The 13,535-nt window shown below is 54.3% G+C and carries 21 protein-coding genes; 15 read left to right on the top strand and 6 right to left on the bottom strand.

The annotated features are described in order from the left end of the window. Positions 1 to 220 precede the first annotated feature (220 nt). A complete protein-coding gene (locus tag HBO09_RS08040; protein ID WP_169999371.1) occupies positions 221 to 631 on the top strand; it encodes a hypothetical protein in 411 nt (136 codons plus the stop codon). Between the two features lie 81 nt (positions 632 to 712). After that, entirely contained in the window at positions 713 to 1,024 is a 312-nt protein-coding gene (locus HBO09_RS08035; RefSeq protein WP_169999370.1) for a hypothetical protein, read from the top strand. A gap of 200 nt (positions 1,025 to 1,224) precedes the next feature. Here the strand turns inward: HBO09_RS08035 and HBO09_RS08030 are convergent, their stop codons facing one another. Further along, positions 1,225 to 1,821: a DUF6338 family protein gene (locus tag HBO09_RS08030; protein WP_169999369.1), complete on the bottom strand. Its 597-nt coding sequence runs from the start codon at positions 1,819 to 1,821 to the stop codon at positions 1,225 to 1,227. A gap of 109 nt (positions 1,822 to 1,930) precedes the next feature. Here HBO09_RS08030 and yejK point away from each other — a divergent pair, with 109 nt between their 5' ends. Further along, positions 1,931 to 2,938: a nucleoid-associated protein YejK gene (yejK, locus tag HBO09_RS08025; protein ID WP_169999368.1), complete on the top strand. Its 1,008-nt coding sequence runs from the start codon at positions 1,931 to 1,933 to the stop codon at positions 2,936 to 2,938. On the opposite strand, the gene HBO09_RS08020 is transcribed toward yejK, so the two are convergent. Both HBO09_RS08020 and HBO09_RS08015 read right to left on the bottom strand, forming a co-directional pair. Next, positions 2,939 to 3,154, bottom strand: a complete 216-nt coding sequence (locus tag HBO09_RS08020) for a hypothetical protein (RefSeq protein ID WP_169999367.1) — start codon at positions 3,152 to 3,154, stop codon at positions 2,939 to 2,941. 47 nt (positions 3,155 to 3,201) lie between these two features. Next, a complete protein-coding gene (locus HBO09_RS08015) occupies positions 3,202 to 3,825 on the bottom strand; it encodes a hypothetical protein (protein ID WP_169999366.1) in 624 nt (207 codons plus the stop codon). A 66-nt stretch (positions 3,826 to 3,891) separates the two neighbouring features. Here HBO09_RS08015 and HBO09_RS08010 point away from each other — a divergent pair, with 66 nt between their 5' ends. Beyond that, positions 3,892 to 4,671, top strand: a complete 780-nt coding sequence (locus HBO09_RS08010; protein ID WP_169999365.1) for a DUF2786 domain-containing protein — start codon at positions 3,892 to 3,894, stop codon at positions 4,669 to 4,671. A gap of 61 nt (positions 4,672 to 4,732) precedes the next feature. On the opposite strand, the gene HBO09_RS08005 is transcribed toward HBO09_RS08010, so the two are convergent. Further along, entirely contained in the window at positions 4,733 to 4,966 is a 234-nt protein-coding gene (locus HBO09_RS08005; protein ID WP_169999364.1) for a hypothetical protein, read from the bottom strand. 72 nt (positions 4,967 to 5,038) lie between these two features. On the opposite strand from HBO09_RS08005, the gene HBO09_RS08000 reads away from it, so the two are divergent. Next, positions 5,039 to 5,962 (top strand): DNA cytosine methyltransferase, encoded by a 924-nt coding sequence (locus tag HBO09_RS08000; RefSeq protein WP_169999363.1) that lies wholly within the window; start codon positions 5,039 to 5,041, stop codon positions 5,960 to 5,962. Between the two features lie 24 nt (positions 5,963 to 5,986). Here HBO09_RS08000 and HBO09_RS07995 read toward each other — a convergent pair whose 3' ends face one another. After that, positions 5,987 to 6,655, bottom strand: a complete 669-nt coding sequence (locus tag HBO09_RS07995) for a hypothetical protein (protein WP_169999362.1) — start codon at positions 6,653 to 6,655, stop codon at positions 5,987 to 5,989. Positions 6,656 to 6,717: 62 nt separating this feature from the next. Here HBO09_RS07995 and HBO09_RS07990 point away from each other — a divergent pair, with 62 nt between their 5' ends. Continuing rightward, positions 6,718 to 7,035, top strand: a complete 318-nt coding sequence (locus HBO09_RS07990; RefSeq protein ID WP_169999361.1) for a DUF4406 domain-containing protein — start codon at positions 6,718 to 6,720, stop codon at positions 7,033 to 7,035. 31 nt (positions 7,036 to 7,066) lie between these two features. On the opposite strand, the gene HBO09_RS07985 is transcribed toward HBO09_RS07990, so the two are convergent. After that, entirely contained in the window at positions 7,067 to 7,753 is a 687-nt protein-coding gene (locus tag HBO09_RS07985) for a hypothetical protein (RefSeq protein WP_169999360.1), read from the bottom strand. A 252-nt stretch (positions 7,754 to 8,005) separates the two neighbouring features. Here HBO09_RS07985 and HBO09_RS07980 point away from each other — a divergent pair, with 252 nt between their 5' ends. The 9 genes from HBO09_RS07980 (at position 8,006) to HBO09_RS07940 (ending at position 13,460) form a co-directional block, all read left to right on the top strand. Further along, positions 8,006 to 8,452, top strand: a complete 447-nt coding sequence (locus tag HBO09_RS07980) for a hypothetical protein (RefSeq protein ID WP_169999359.1) — start codon at positions 8,006 to 8,008, stop codon at positions 8,450 to 8,452. Positions 8,453 to 8,784: 332 nt separating this feature from the next. Next, positions 8,785 to 9,099, top strand: coding sequence for a hypothetical protein (locus HBO09_RS07975; protein WP_169999358.1), 315 nt, complete (start codon positions 8,785 to 8,787; stop codon positions 9,097 to 9,099). Continuing rightward, entirely contained in the window at positions 9,096 to 9,761 is a 666-nt protein-coding gene (locus tag HBO09_RS07970) for a hypothetical protein (protein WP_169999357.1), read from the top strand. The genes HBO09_RS07975 and HBO09_RS07970 overlap by 4 nt, the downstream gene beginning before the upstream one ends. Next, complete coding sequence (locus tag HBO09_RS07965; RefSeq protein ID WP_169999356.1) at positions 9,758 to 10,024, top strand: hypothetical protein; 267 nt, start codon at positions 9,758 to 9,760, stop codon at positions 10,022 to 10,024. The genes HBO09_RS07970 and HBO09_RS07965 overlap by 4 nt, the downstream gene beginning before the upstream one ends. Before the next feature lie 423 nt (positions 10,025 to 10,447). After that, positions 10,448 to 10,669 carry a hypothetical protein gene (locus tag HBO09_RS07960; RefSeq protein WP_169999355.1) on the top strand — a complete coding sequence of 74 codons (222 nt, stop codon included), beginning with the start codon at positions 10,448 to 10,450 and terminating at the stop codon, positions 10,667 to 10,669. A gap of 2 nt (positions 10,670 to 10,671) precedes the next feature. After that, complete coding sequence (locus HBO09_RS07955) at positions 10,672 to 10,887, top strand: DUF4224 domain-containing protein (protein WP_169999354.1); 216 nt, start codon at positions 10,672 to 10,674, stop codon at positions 10,885 to 10,887. Beyond that, the gene (locus HBO09_RS07950; RefSeq protein ID WP_128593487.1) at positions 10,888 to 11,922 is read left to right on the top strand and encodes a tyrosine-type recombinase/integrase; all 1,035 of its coding nucleotides are present in this window, start codon (positions 10,888 to 10,890) and stop codon (positions 11,920 to 11,922) included. A gap of 458 nt (positions 11,923 to 12,380) precedes the next feature. Continuing rightward, positions 12,381 to 12,902: an N-acetyltransferase gene (locus HBO09_RS07945; protein WP_169999375.1), complete on the top strand. Its 522-nt coding sequence runs from the start codon at positions 12,381 to 12,383 to the stop codon at positions 12,900 to 12,902. A 120-nt stretch (positions 12,903 to 13,022) separates the two neighbouring features. Then, positions 13,023 to 13,460: a hypothetical protein gene (locus tag HBO09_RS07940; protein ID WP_169999353.1), complete on the top strand. Its 438-nt coding sequence runs from the start codon at positions 13,023 to 13,025 to the stop codon at positions 13,458 to 13,460. The last annotated feature ends 75 nt before the right edge of the window (positions 13,461 to 13,535 follow it).

The following is a 13,535-nucleotide window of genomic DNA, read 5'->3' as shown; positions in this document are numbered from 1 at the left end:
CTCTTTTCGGTCACTTGATTGACCGCTTGGATTTTGAATTCTTCGGGGTAACGCGGGTTGCTCATGGCACCTCCTAATTAGCCTCAGTTTAAGGCAAAGAGGTGTCTACGAAACCCGGGGCGATTCACTCAGCACCATCCGCCAAAAGGATCTAGACCGCGACTGGATCGCCCGCGCCACGGCCGAATACGAAGGCCGTGACACCCTCGAAACACTTCCAATGCAGGTCCGCGACGCTGACTTCGGCACGATGTTCAACGGAAAGGCTAAGGATGGTTCGCGGGCCGAGCCTAACCCTTCGCTGGAATCCAAGATTGCGGCAGCAGCGCCAACGCTGACTGTCACCGAGGCCATGAAGACGTTCCACCTCAGTGAACGCGATTTAAAGCTGTTGGCGTCCCGCATGGGCTTCAAGTTCAAGCGCGGCTATACCACCAACCAGGGGCACAAGGCTGCCGACGGCCCAATGGTTGAGCGGATCATTGCCCTGCGCGACGTAGGCCTGAGCCGCTCCAAGGTCATGAAGCAGACCGGCATGTGTTACGAGAAATTCCACCGTCTGCTGAAGGACTACAAGATCGAATTCCCGGCGCTCCCGTTTCACCTAAGGAACGGAAAGGTCAAGCCTTGAAACGATCCATAGCCCGACCCCAGCAACGCAAACGTCAAACCTGGCTCGCACTGCCGGCCAGCGGAATAGAAGAGGTAGACCATGGCCATGGATCAGAAAGCACGATCTGCAAAGAGCGCGGCGAAACGCAAGGAGCTTGGCGAGGAAGAGCTGCGGCACCGGGTGCGAGCTGGCGAAAAGCAGATGCTTGCCGAGCTCATGGCCTGGACTAAAGACAGCGAGCAGGCATCGGTGATTACCGGATGCCTTCGCTACGTACACTCCCTTGGCAGAGACGGCGCATCGGAAGCGCTTCGTTCGCGCCACGAAATCGAAGTTAGTGAAAACGTGGCGGCAGAACTCTACGTTCGCGGCCAGCGCCAAGCATCACGGCTCGACGTCAAAGAAGCATAATCCACCGTGCTCGCTACTTCCGAATACGAAACGCTACGCCGCCAGAGCGATCTCACTTCTGCAAAGGAGGTGGGGGCGGAGGCGGCGCTTTGGGGGCCGGGGGCCGAACATTTTTGATAACTGGTGCTCTCCCATTTGTATCATTTACTACAAGAACTCTGTGAGCAGGGTTTTGCTGAGGGGCTTTGCTGGTCATATGTTCACCATGTCTTTTGAGAGAATTCAACCCATTGTATTTTCGAGGCATCAATAACTATGACTTCCGCTCCGGTTTCCACTTCCTCCTGGTTTTCGTTAATCCAGCAAGGATCCTCGATAACAAATTGCCCTTTAGTCGGCTCTGATGGCCACTCGGCTGGCCAGCCATAAAGCCGTCGGCCATCTAGTAGGGTTAGTACGACGAAACGAGGGCGAGTTGAAAACGCGCTGTACCACTCCGACGGAAATGAAGTTTGTCTCGTAATGCCCCTGTCTCGCAGTCGTGTGTGAAGCTTGTCACTGTTGGCGAGATAACACGACACCAGACCAAGAGCAATTGCGACGATCGTAGACCAAGCCGTTTTAGCTTTAAAGTCCCATACGCCGATTGATAAGCCCTTCGTTCCTATCAAAATAAACAAAGAGCCCAGCGTTGAGACAACAGCCTGAATTATAAGAGTAAAAATCAACGCCTGAACGATTTGACCGAATGTATCAGGTCGCTTGAATGCCGTGAGAGAGTAGAAAATCCACGCAGTCAAAAAACCCGGAATCAAGTACTGCAGTAGCGGTATGACTTCCTTGACCAATTCATCCATTTAGCTAAGCCCCTAGCCCGGGCGCGGCGCCGGTATCCCGTAATACCCCAAACCAAACCAAATTGCCACCACCGGATACGGAGGGCGGCGCCTACCTGAGGTAAACGCAATGCCCGTACTTCACAGCGCAATCCACAAGATCGACAAGAAACCCGACGGCACCCCGGCCGTTCTGTTCCTTGGCGGCGCCGAGCAAGTAGAGAGCCAGGCCCGCGACGATCTGATGCACCAGTTCAACGAAAGCTACAACGGCACCGCCGGCAAGGGCTGGGGCTTCTTCCATGCCGAATCAGGTGCCTTCCCACTCAGCGGCTGGCTCGGCAAGTACCTGGCTGGAGTCGGTGACTTCCTCAAGTTCAGCACCATCGCTGTCGAGCACCTGGTCAGGCTGATGGAAGAGTCGAACCTGACCACCGGCGGGCACGCCCTCTTCTGCCACTACCAGCAAGGTCTGACCGAATACTTGGTCATCGCCCTGGTACAGGAAACCGAAGCGGTGACCATGACCGAGAAACTCAGCCTTCTGACGGTGAAGCGCCTGGACTTGGATCACATCCGCCTGGCTGCACGCATCAATCTCAGCGAGTGGAAGAACAACCCCCAGTCGAAACAGTACATCTCGTACATCAAGGGCAAACAGGGCCGGAAGCTCAACGACTACTTCCGCGACTTCATCGGTTGCCAGGAAGGGATCGACGGCCCAAGCGAAACCCGGACCTTGCTCAAAGCGTTCAGCGACTTTGTTGATAGCGAGGATCTGCCAGAAGAGTCGGCACGCGAGAAGACACACACGCTGGTCAGCTACTCCATGGCCCAGGCCAAGCTGGGCGAGCCGATCACCCTTGGCGAGCTGTCGGAGTTGATCGACGAGGACAGGCCGAAGAGCTTTTACGACTTCATCAAGGCGAAGGACTACGGACTTTCCGAGACCCTGCCGCCGGATAAGAAGACCCTCAACAAATTCCGGCGGTTCACCGGTCGGGCTGAGGGTATGTCGATCAGCTTCGAAGCGCACCTGCTGGGCGACAAGATCGAGTTTGACGAGGAAGGCGGCACATTGACGCTGCGCAACCTTCCGACTCAGCTCACCGAGCAGCTCAAGCGTGCCGCCGCTTAACTAGCTTTTGAGCGTTAGAACGGTGGCATGGGCTTCGCTGATTTCCTGGCATGCCATCGTTACATAGGGGTGCTCAACTCTGCGGAAGGGGCTATGCCCAACAATTAGCCCATTCGCACTATTCAGCAATGCTTGCACATCCACGCCGCTATGCTCTGCAGCTGCAATGACAGCAATCAGGGCTTGTTCTAGTGCAACTTCGCGATCTTTGCTCATCACGCCTCCTTTATCCGGCTCCATGTGGATCCGAAAACTTATAAAAACTACGCTGTGGTCCTTAATAGCACTTTAGCCTCCTTGTGTAGTCCATCAAGATATTGTCGTATTCTGTCGACCTCCATTGGATCCTCATTTTTCTTATTCTTACCACGAAATAATGCTTTTTTAACCCCCCCAACTAAAACTAGCCTGCTTAGCAGCGCTTCTAATCCAGCAGGCGTATATTTAGCGTCTTCAATTTCCTTTGGCGACATAAACAAAAGCATGTCTTCATATTTTCTAGACATGTCGAGACAGGCCACTAGCCACAACGACCTCTTAAATCGCGCATCATTTTCCTGATCTATTTCCCACCCAAAGATCGGCATTCTAGTTTGGACTATAGCGCTCTCATAGTAATCCAGCGCGACGCTTAATTCGGGAACAGCACTTCGAAACAACTTGATAGCCTCAAACCTAGCAGTATGCCTGAAGGTTTTCTTCCATTGATTAAGTGCCAAAAACGCCATACCCGCTGCTACTATCGTTGCAATTGATGCAAAAAAACTCATAATTTTTTCGATACTGCCCGCAAGATTGCTCGACCCAGCAGCAAACGGCGCACCGAAGATCGAACCAGTAACGAATAAAAGAAAACATCCACCCCAAATAACCCAATCCCTTTTCAAAGTACTCTCCAGTCTTATACCTAACCCAATTATGCCGCACGCATTTACTCCCGGCGAGGATCTCCTATGTCCGCACAACAGATCGACGAAAAGAAGCTCGAGCGCGCGATCCGCAAGATCAAGCACTGCTTAGCACTTGCCCAGAGCGCCAATGAGAACGAAGCCGCAACGGCGCTCCGGCAGGCCCAGGCATTGATGCGCGAGTACCGGCTGACCGAGATGGATGTGAAGTTGAGCGACGTCGGTGAAGTTGAGTCAGCCCTGTTCCGCGCCAAGCGTCGACCAGCTTGGGATCAGCAGCTGAGCATCGCTGTAGCAGACGCATTCAGCTGCACAACCCTGCGCCGCCGGACGTGGTTTTCCGCTAAAGGCCAAATCATTGAATGCGCGACATTCATCGGTGTCTCTCCCGCCCAGAACATCGCCCTGTACGCGTATGAGGCACTGCACACCAAGCTTACTCAGGCGCGCAAGGAGTACTGCTCGGCCGTCAGGGCGGGAGTCCATCGTAGCCGGTATTCGGCAGAAACTGCCGGCGATCACTTCGCGCTGGCGTGGGTTTGGGAGGTCCAGTCCAAGCTGAAAGCCCTTGTGCCTCAAGTCGACGATGATCCGCTGGGGAGCCCCGGCACCGGCCAAGACCTCGTCACGATTCAGGCGCAGGACAAGGCATTGATCAGCGAATATCTCGCTACCCAGGAAATCGGGAAGTCCAGGAAAGGCAAGGCGGTAGAGCTGGACCTAAACGCCCAGATTGCCGGGATGCTTGCTGGCAGCAAGGTGGAACTGCACGCCGGCATCGCGCGTGGTGGCGAGGATGTCCTCGCGCTATCCGCAATCGCCTGATCCCCCTCCCCTCAACGGCCGGGGGATGGCCTGGCCGGAACTCACTACACCTGTAGAAAACCTATACACCTGCACCAGCAATCAACCGGGCCCCGACCTCACGCCCAGCCACCTGCGCCAGGCCACGGTCAACATAGATTCGGTCACCCGCAACAACCGGCACCACCACTTCACTACCGCGCTTTACCTCGACGTTGATTCGCCAGGTCTCCCGGCCTTCCTCGTCCTTGTCGCACTCCATGTAGTTCCAAACCTGAAAGCCTTCGATCTCATCGTAAATATCGTGCTTTGTCATGGCCCAGCCCATTTAGAGGAAGGGGCCATCGTAGCACCACACCGCCTGGGCATGGCCCGGCAAGGACTCCCCATGCTTACAGCAATTGATCTATTTTCTGGATTTGGCGGTTGGACGCGCGGCGGTAAAGACGCTGGTCTCAACGCCCTTTGGGCTGCCAACCACTGGCCGGCAGCCGTGGAGTGGCACACCAGGAACAACCCGGAGACACAGCACGTTTGCCAGGACCTGCACCAGGCTGACTGGTCGCAAGTACCGAAGCATGACGTGATGCTGGCTTCTCCCTGCTGCCAGGGACACACCAAAGCGCGCGGCAAAGCATCTGGCAACCCGCAGCACGACAACTCGCGCTCGACCGCCTGGGCTCCCGTGGCGAACGTCGAGGTTAACCGCCCGGACTTTGCTGTCATCGAGAACGTGCCGGAGTTTATGGACTGGATCCTATACCCGGCCTGGGCCGATGCAATGCAGCGCCTAGGCTATTCGCTGGCCCCGCATATCGTGGACTGCGCCGACCTCGGTGTGCCTCAGCATCGGGTTCGCCTGTTCATGGTCTGCTCCCGCAGCAAGGCGCCGCTCCACCTGCAGCTCCAGCTGCATCAGCATGTTCCCGCCAGCGAGATCATCAACTTCGACGCTGGTAAGTGGTCACCGATCATCAAGCCAGGCCGTGCCGAATCGACGCTGGCCCGCGTGAAGAATGGCCGAGAGCGATTCGGCGAACGGTTCGTGATGCCCTATTACGGCTCAGGGTCCGGCCTCACAGGTCGCAGCCTGGGCCGCCCGATCGGCACCATTACCACGTTGGATCGCTGGGCCGTGGTCGACGGTGACCGGATGCGCATGATCACCGCCGACGAAGCCATGACCGCGCAGTCCTTCCCGAAGGACACCCAGCGCCCGGACAACCACCGGCTGACCATGCACTTGACTGGGAATGCGGTACCGCCGCTGGCCGGGCAGAGAATCATAGAAGCACTAATTGCGGCCGCTTAATATTAGAGAGGCACCCGGAAAAATTCACCTGTTGTTAATATCCAAACAGCTAGCCAAGTATCTTGTCAGCTTCTTATCGTTGATTATGACGGGCGATATTTCCTGCTTTACGACCGGCTTCCATATGGCTCTGACCTCAAGCTGTCCCGCATATTCGGATGATTTTCTATTGATTGGTGAAAAACCGAAATTCTCCCCATTATATAACTCCTCCTTGCTCCCATAGACAACTTCCACATACCCCAAAAACTCAACAGGAACTATATTATTCAAAGAGTATGTCAGCCTACGAAAGAAGAATTGAGGCCTTTCAATCTCGACACAGGTTTCCGAGCCTTCAAGTTCATCAAATAATGAAAATGACTTGACGGACGACATGCAAAATACGAAGTGATCTTGCAATACAATGTTATGAACAAGCTGCGGACCGCCAATTATCTTAAAATCAGTAATTGTACCAGGTGAAATCATATTGAAAGCGGAAAGAGCCCTCTCATCTAGCGGGTTCGGGTTATCAACGTCGTAAATAGGGCTAAGCCTGTGAGTAACTCGCTTTATCCCCTCCAAGCTATCAGAAACACCGCGTTTATGTTCATGACTCCTAAAGTCTTTCAGAGTCCCAACTCTTAAATTACCGTAATTTAAAAAATTCTCATTGTGTGTTCTTGATTGGTATCTAAAAAAACCTTCCATTCCCTACTCCAAATAGACGGATTAGTACAGCCATCCAATCCTAACACCAAGGACTAGTTTTTATGCAAACCGACAAAGCGTTGGTTATATACCTCAGCGGTCCCATGACCGGCCTGCCCGGCCTCAACTTCGCAGCCTTCCACGCCATGACCACCAACCTGCGCGCCGGCGGCCACACCGTCACCAACCCCGCCGAGATCAACCCAGACGGCGGCACCTGGAACGACTGCATGCGCCGCGACATTGCCGCCCTGATGGAGTGCGACACCGTGGCCACACTGCCCGGCTGGAAAGAATCGAAGGGTGCCCAGCTCGAAGTACTGATTGCCCAGCACCTCGGCATGACGGTTGTGAATGCCCATGATCTGGTAGGCAAGTAGATGCGATTTCTATCTAAAGACAAAAACTCAATCAAGCATCGGTAAATAAATTAACCCGATCTATACCTCTACCGCCTGGAAACGTTCTGAGCATATTGGCATCGAAAACGTGTAATAGATCATATTTCACTCCGTCTTTAAGACTCCCAATTAGATATATGTGATGATGCCTGTCGATAAAATCCGTCATAGAGCCAATAGATATTTGGGGATCACTAACAAGCCACTCGTCGATTTTTGCGTCATACATACGCTGCATTCTCTGACCCAGCTCAAACACCTCTAACATTATTTTTTCAGGGATTTCATATAGAACCGCCTGCCGAGCTGACTGCTTACTCATCGCAAAAAACAGGTAATTAAAAATAGGAACGACTTGCTTCATTTTCCATACAGCTTCGGTTGCAATAGGCATCAAATCCTTTCCTAGCCCAGCATTACAAAGATGTATTGACTCCTCAAATCTATTTATATGATTAATAAATTTCCGAAGAAATATCACTCTCATGTCCGGATGTTGATGTTCAAGCGCGACCCCATCTGTTTTGAAGCAATAATGCCCCGCATGCGCCATCCAGGCGGCGGCTAATGCACCATTTTCAGAAACCAGCTTCCGCGCCGGCTCCCATTTTTTGTCATCTCTGACCTCCAAAACATAGGAAACCCCAACAACAACAACGACCACATCTATCACTAATGTCAACAAGTTCCATTTCATCTGACTCCAAAACGTCAGAATCAATGATTCAGACTCTTGAGGATACCGAAGATAAATTAGTATGAGTATAGAGCCAACAAGAAGCACAACAACCAACAGATATAATAAAGATCGAGCAATCCTAGACATTTTTTGAACCTTTTGAGGTTTTAGACAGAGTCGCATCTATTCATGTAGTGATCAATCAGCTTCTAATCCACAACCCTGTCCCCCGCCTTCAAAGTCAGCCGCTATAGCGGCAAGGACGAAGTCATGCCTGAAGAAACTCAAAAAGCCTGGCCGGATCACTTCCGCTACATCGACACCATCGGCCCGGATGGTCTTGAGGTCCACTGCATCACTTATCAGGTGATTGGCGAAACCGAGCAGTGCTACTACATCGGCGACACCCACACCTGCGACCTGGTCAAAGGCCCGCAATACAGCTGGACTGCAGAGGCGGTCAAGAAACGTCGTAAGCGCGTGCTGAAAGAGGGTGCCGAGTGGGGCCGGCGCTTCGCCTACACCGACAAGGCGCTGGCGTTGCGCTCCTACAAGGCCCGCAAGTCCTGGCAGATGAAGCATGCCCAGTTGTCCCTGGAGCGCGCCAAGACGGCTATCGGGTATTTCGGCAACGCTCAAGTCGAAAGCGCGATACCAGATGCGGCCGTCACCATCCCGAACGAATACATCCAAGGCTTGAACTGGGAGGACTATTGATGATCGCCATCCCCTGGTTCGCCTACGTCTTCATCTACAGGTGACTAGGCAAGGATGTGACCAGCGGACCAAGGCGTTGAGTTACTAGCCCAGAGGAAGGGAGTTGTTTAACTCTCAGCTAACTACTTCGGTCCACTGATTCACTGCCCACTACTTGAAGAGCGCGCTCCAATGACTTGATAGAGCGCCAGTCGCCGAAGTACTTCAACAACACATATCTGAAATATCTGAGCGACAGGTAATTTCTAGCAACGATCCATGGTTTCGTCCAGGGTCGTTTTCAAATAATCCTCACCATCACAGTCAGCCGCTATAGCGGCAAGGACGAAGTCATGCCTGAAGAAAAGTTGATTGGCCCCGTCGAAGTCGTGCGTGAAGAAGACGGGTATTGGTACCACCCAGATGTACCGGAATTCGATGAGGGCGCCGAAGCCTGGAAAGCGTGGCTCAGCGCCCAAGGCCTGAAGGTGATCGGCTGGCACATGGATTCCGATCTGGATACCCATCCCTACTGGGAAGACGGAGAGGCTCATTGCCTCGGGTGGGAGCCTGCGACGCCGCCAGTCGAGGGTTGGTTCCTGCTCGGTATCTTCGATACGGATGACGGCCCGTATGTTCAGTGGGCACGCAGGGAGGTGACGCCGTGAGCCAGATCAAAGAACGCCCTATCCTGTTCTCGGCGCCGATGGTGCGCGCCATCCTGGAAGGCCGGAAGACGGTCACGCGCCGGGCTGTTCGCGCTGGATTCAACCCGGACGATCTGGAGGGCACGCTGAGCGCCAGTGAATGCCGGAAGCTATACCGCGAACTACCGCAGCACTTCGGAGCCTCCTACTTCTGCCCATACGGTCAGCCCGGCGACCGGCTGTGGGTGCGCGAGACCTGGTACTGCGATCACTTCGAAGTGATGCGCGGCCCCTACCTCAAACCGGATGACCTGGACATCCGTGAAGCGCTCGAAGACGGGACGCTGGTCTACGGCGCCGACGGCCTGGCGCCGTACGAGCAGGAGCAGCCAACCTGGAAGCCAAGCATCCACATGCCGCGCTGGGCCAGCCGCATCCTGCTGGAGATCACCGACGTCCGCGTCGAGCGGTTGCAGGACATCACCGAGGAGCAGGCCAAGGCCGAGGGCGTGCGGCTCTACACCGATCATGCCGAGCTGGGTGACTGGTGGCACATTGAGGGGATCGAGACCTACAGCGCTGATCCTCGAAAATCGTTTGAGCTGCTCTGGACATCCGTCGGCGGCGACTGGGACGCCAACCCGTGGGTCTGGGTGGTCGAGTTCAAGCGGGTGACGCCATGAGCGATTCCCCGAAGAGTCTCGGCTGGATGGACCACGGAAAGACAGATTGCGGCCTCCTGGTAATGAGTCGATGGGATAGCCCGGATCGCGATGACAACACCAAAGACCTGCAGCGCTTTGTGAAAGATGTGAAGCGAAGCGGGCTCAACCACTCCCGCATTGAGCGCTTCGATGGCGACCAATTCCCTGAATGGGTTGGTGAGCTGCACTGCAACGATGCGCAATGTCAGTGCCGGCGCTTCCTCCGCACCAAACAAGCCTAACCCCAATCCCCCTACATGCCTGCCGGTGAGCGGCGGGCGAGGTATTCCTGTGCTCAAACAAATCGGAAAGTTCATCACTGAACCGCTTCGCAAGGGCGACAAGACCCGGCCACTACGTTGGCGTATGGGGATGCGGCTGAACCACATCCACAACGACCTGCACTCCAAGCACCCGAAGCTCTGGAACGCAATCGTGATGTCGGCCCGGACGCTGATCTGCAAGCCGTTCGGCCATCGCTGGACCAGGTTCGAGGCAGTGAAGTACGGCGACTTTGGATACTCCCGCATCTGCAAGATCTGCCGCATAAGCCACGGACGGGACCGCGATATCGACACCTACCACGAAACCCATCGCCAGGGGGCTGGAACAAGAACGCCAAACCCTAACCCACCTTCTGCCGCCCAGCGTGGCAAGGACACCCCATGTACGCAACGAAAATCACCCTGCTCATGACGGCCATCGTGTTGTACGTGGCGGGGTCCACCTTCTGGTTTTTCTGGCAGGTGCCGGAGCTGCTCTCCACCGGTACCGACCAAACCATGATCGCAGCATTCGCCGGCTCCGTTGCCTGGATGCTGCTCACCTTCGGTTTCATCATCCACATCATCAAGACAGCGCGGCCTACAGCGGGCGGCGGGAGGTAGACATGGACGACATTCAGTTTCTGTCGCATGAAGATGTCTGTGAGCTCACAGGCGCCAAGACAAAAGCCGGGCAGATACTTGTCCTGTCCCGAAATGGCATTCGCCACACCATCAAACGCAATGGCTGGCCATGCGTGATCTCCGCATCACTACTAGTTGGAAAACATGACCGGCAGCCTGAGGAAGTCGAATGGCAGCCTCGGATGGGAATTCAATAAATGGCAAGACGACCCACTAACCCCGGCAGCATTCCCCGGTTGAGAAAGCGACTGCGCCCCGGGGGAAGGGTTTATTACTACTACGACGCAGGTGATAAGCCGCGCCGGGAGATCGCTCTAGGATCTGACTACGGTGCCGCAATTGTTGAGTATGCCCGGCTTGAAAAGAGCCGGGCTGCCAATGCAATCGTCGCCCAGGTGCTGACATTTGAGTACGTAGCGAACAAATACATGGATGAAGTGGTACCGACAAAGTCCATGGCCACCCAGAAAGACAACATTCGCGAGCTGAAGCAACTGCTGGTCTTCTTCAATGACCCGCCCGGGCCGTTAGAGGCAATCGAGCCGAAGCATGTTGTTCAGTACCTCCGCTATCGGTCGAAAACGGCAAAGGTGCGAGCCAATCGGGAAAAGGCTCTACTCAGCGCAATCTGGAACTTCGCGCGCCAGAGCGGCTATACGTCACTCGCAAACCCTTGTGCTGGGATCAAAGGGAACAAGGAGACCGGCCGGGACACCTACGTCGAAGACGAGATGCTCGCTGCGGTGTACCTGCATGCGGACCAGCCACTCAAGGATGCACTAGATCTGTTCTACCTCACCGCCCAGCGCATTGGCGACACACTGAAGATGGACGAGCGCGACTTACTCGATGGTCAGCTGCTCATCAAGCAGGGAAAGACCAGTGCGAAGCGCAGGATAGAGGTTGTTGGTGAGCTGAAGGTGGTCATTGACCGTATTCTTGAAAGGAAAAAGGGGCACAAGATTCGATCAACCAAGCTCGTTGTAATGGACAACGGCCAGGCGATGACGGCGAGCATGCTCAGAGGAAGATTTGACGCGGCAAGGTTGAAGGCCGGGATTGAAAAGTCTGCGTTTCAGATGCGCGACCTGCGCGCAAAAGCTGCAACGGACAAGGAGGAATCGACAGGCAGCATCCGTGATGCACGAGACCAACTCGGGCATACAACTGTCGGAATGACAGAGCAATATATTCGGCGCCGCAAGGGCCTGAAAGTGCTTCCAACCAAGTGAAAATCCGTTCCGCAATTAATTTGGCACCCTTGAAAACAAAGGCCTTCAAGGCCTCGTTCTCCAAACAATTGCGGACCGGATACGACGATAACGTATTGATTTGTATAGCTTTGAATGCGGACTTAAAATCCCCCGCTCGTAAGGGCGTCCCGGTTCGATTCCGGGTTCGGGCACCATAGATATCAAGGGCTTGCATGATGAACTTCATGCAGGCCCTTATCTTTTCTGCTCCGCAATTTTAGACTCTGCTCCGCAATTCCACTCCTCACGGCGTCCTGCCGATCGAACACACTCCCCTCAACTGAGCGATCAGCGCCGGGTTGCGCAGGTTCTCGGTCTTCTCAGCCATTCGCCCCAGGTCGCGAAGACGGTATGGCCTATCCATGGATGACCTTGAGCTTGAAATAGTGGAGCGTTGCCGGTATTGGTTGAAGTCATTTGGTGCAAGGAGCAGGACAGTGATCACGATTAGAGAGGCAACGATTGAAGACCTTCAAACGCTCCAAGACATCGGCATAGAAACCTACAAAGAGCACTTTTCTGATATCTGGACCGCCGCAGGGATACAGAACTTCCTAAGCGAGGATTTCTCAGTTTGTAAACTAGAGAAATCTATCAAATCACCGACCAATCATTGCTGGCTCCTTGCACTCAACGAGAAGGACGAGGCCGTAGGTTTTTCGAAGGTCAACTGGTCCAAACCAATCCCAATGTCTGACCAGATTGGCGCAGAACTCCAGAAAATTTACTTCCTCAAGTCTCAGGCAGGTAAGGGCTATGGGAAGCAGCTTCTCCAATTCATTCAAGACGCAGCGAAAACCCGCAATGAGGGTTTCTTATGGCTGGACGTACTGAAGACCAATTCAAACGCGCAGCGCTTCTATGAGCGCTTCGGATTTAGGGCATTGGGCGAAATCCCCTTCAGTACCGACATAGCTCAGATCGGAATGGTCGTGATGGGCCACGACCTTTCCCGGTAGGCGCGTTCGATTGCCTCCCATTCGGGTTGCTTGGCTGTCACGAACCCACTCTGATACTTGAAATCGTGGCGGGTTGCCGGTATTGGTGGTGCCACTTAAAAAGTAAGGAAGCTCCGTTCAATGTCCCGTATTCAGTCAACTTCTCTTATCGCGTTGGCGCTTACCGCCGCAACTCTTTCAGGATGCGTTACCCCTCCTACCTGGGTTAACAGAGGCCCAGTCGATATGGATGTCTGGAACGGCCTGATGAACTGCTACACCGATGCCAATATCATCGACGGAGAAAGGATGGAGGGTACGTTCTGCGCCACGCAGGAGTCTGGCTTCTTCGGAGGCGGCGAACCTGAAGTCTATTTCGGACCATGGAATCGGAAATTCATGAAAGAGTACGCCAGCGCAGCCACTGCTGGGATAGCTCAAGACTGGAACGGTAAAAAAGTGTTCTTGCAATGCGCACCCACGCTCGCGGCTGATAACAAAACAGTTGCGAAGCGCTTTTGCAAAGTCACGGTCAACGATCAGTTGCTAGTGAGTGCAACCGTAAAATACGTGAAGTAAAACACGGTGGTCGGCAGCCCTGCTCGCAAGCTCAGTAACCGTCGTTTGTGCATTCACAGCAATCGTCTTGATCGC

It is taken from the genome of Pseudomonas sp. WS 5027 (assembly GCF_012985695.1).
GTDB classification, from domain to species: domain Bacteria; phylum Pseudomonadota; class Gammaproteobacteria; order Pseudomonadales; family Pseudomonadaceae; genus Aquipseudomonas; species Aquipseudomonas hygromyciniae.
This window is presented reverse-complemented; position numbering and strand designations above follow the sequence as displayed.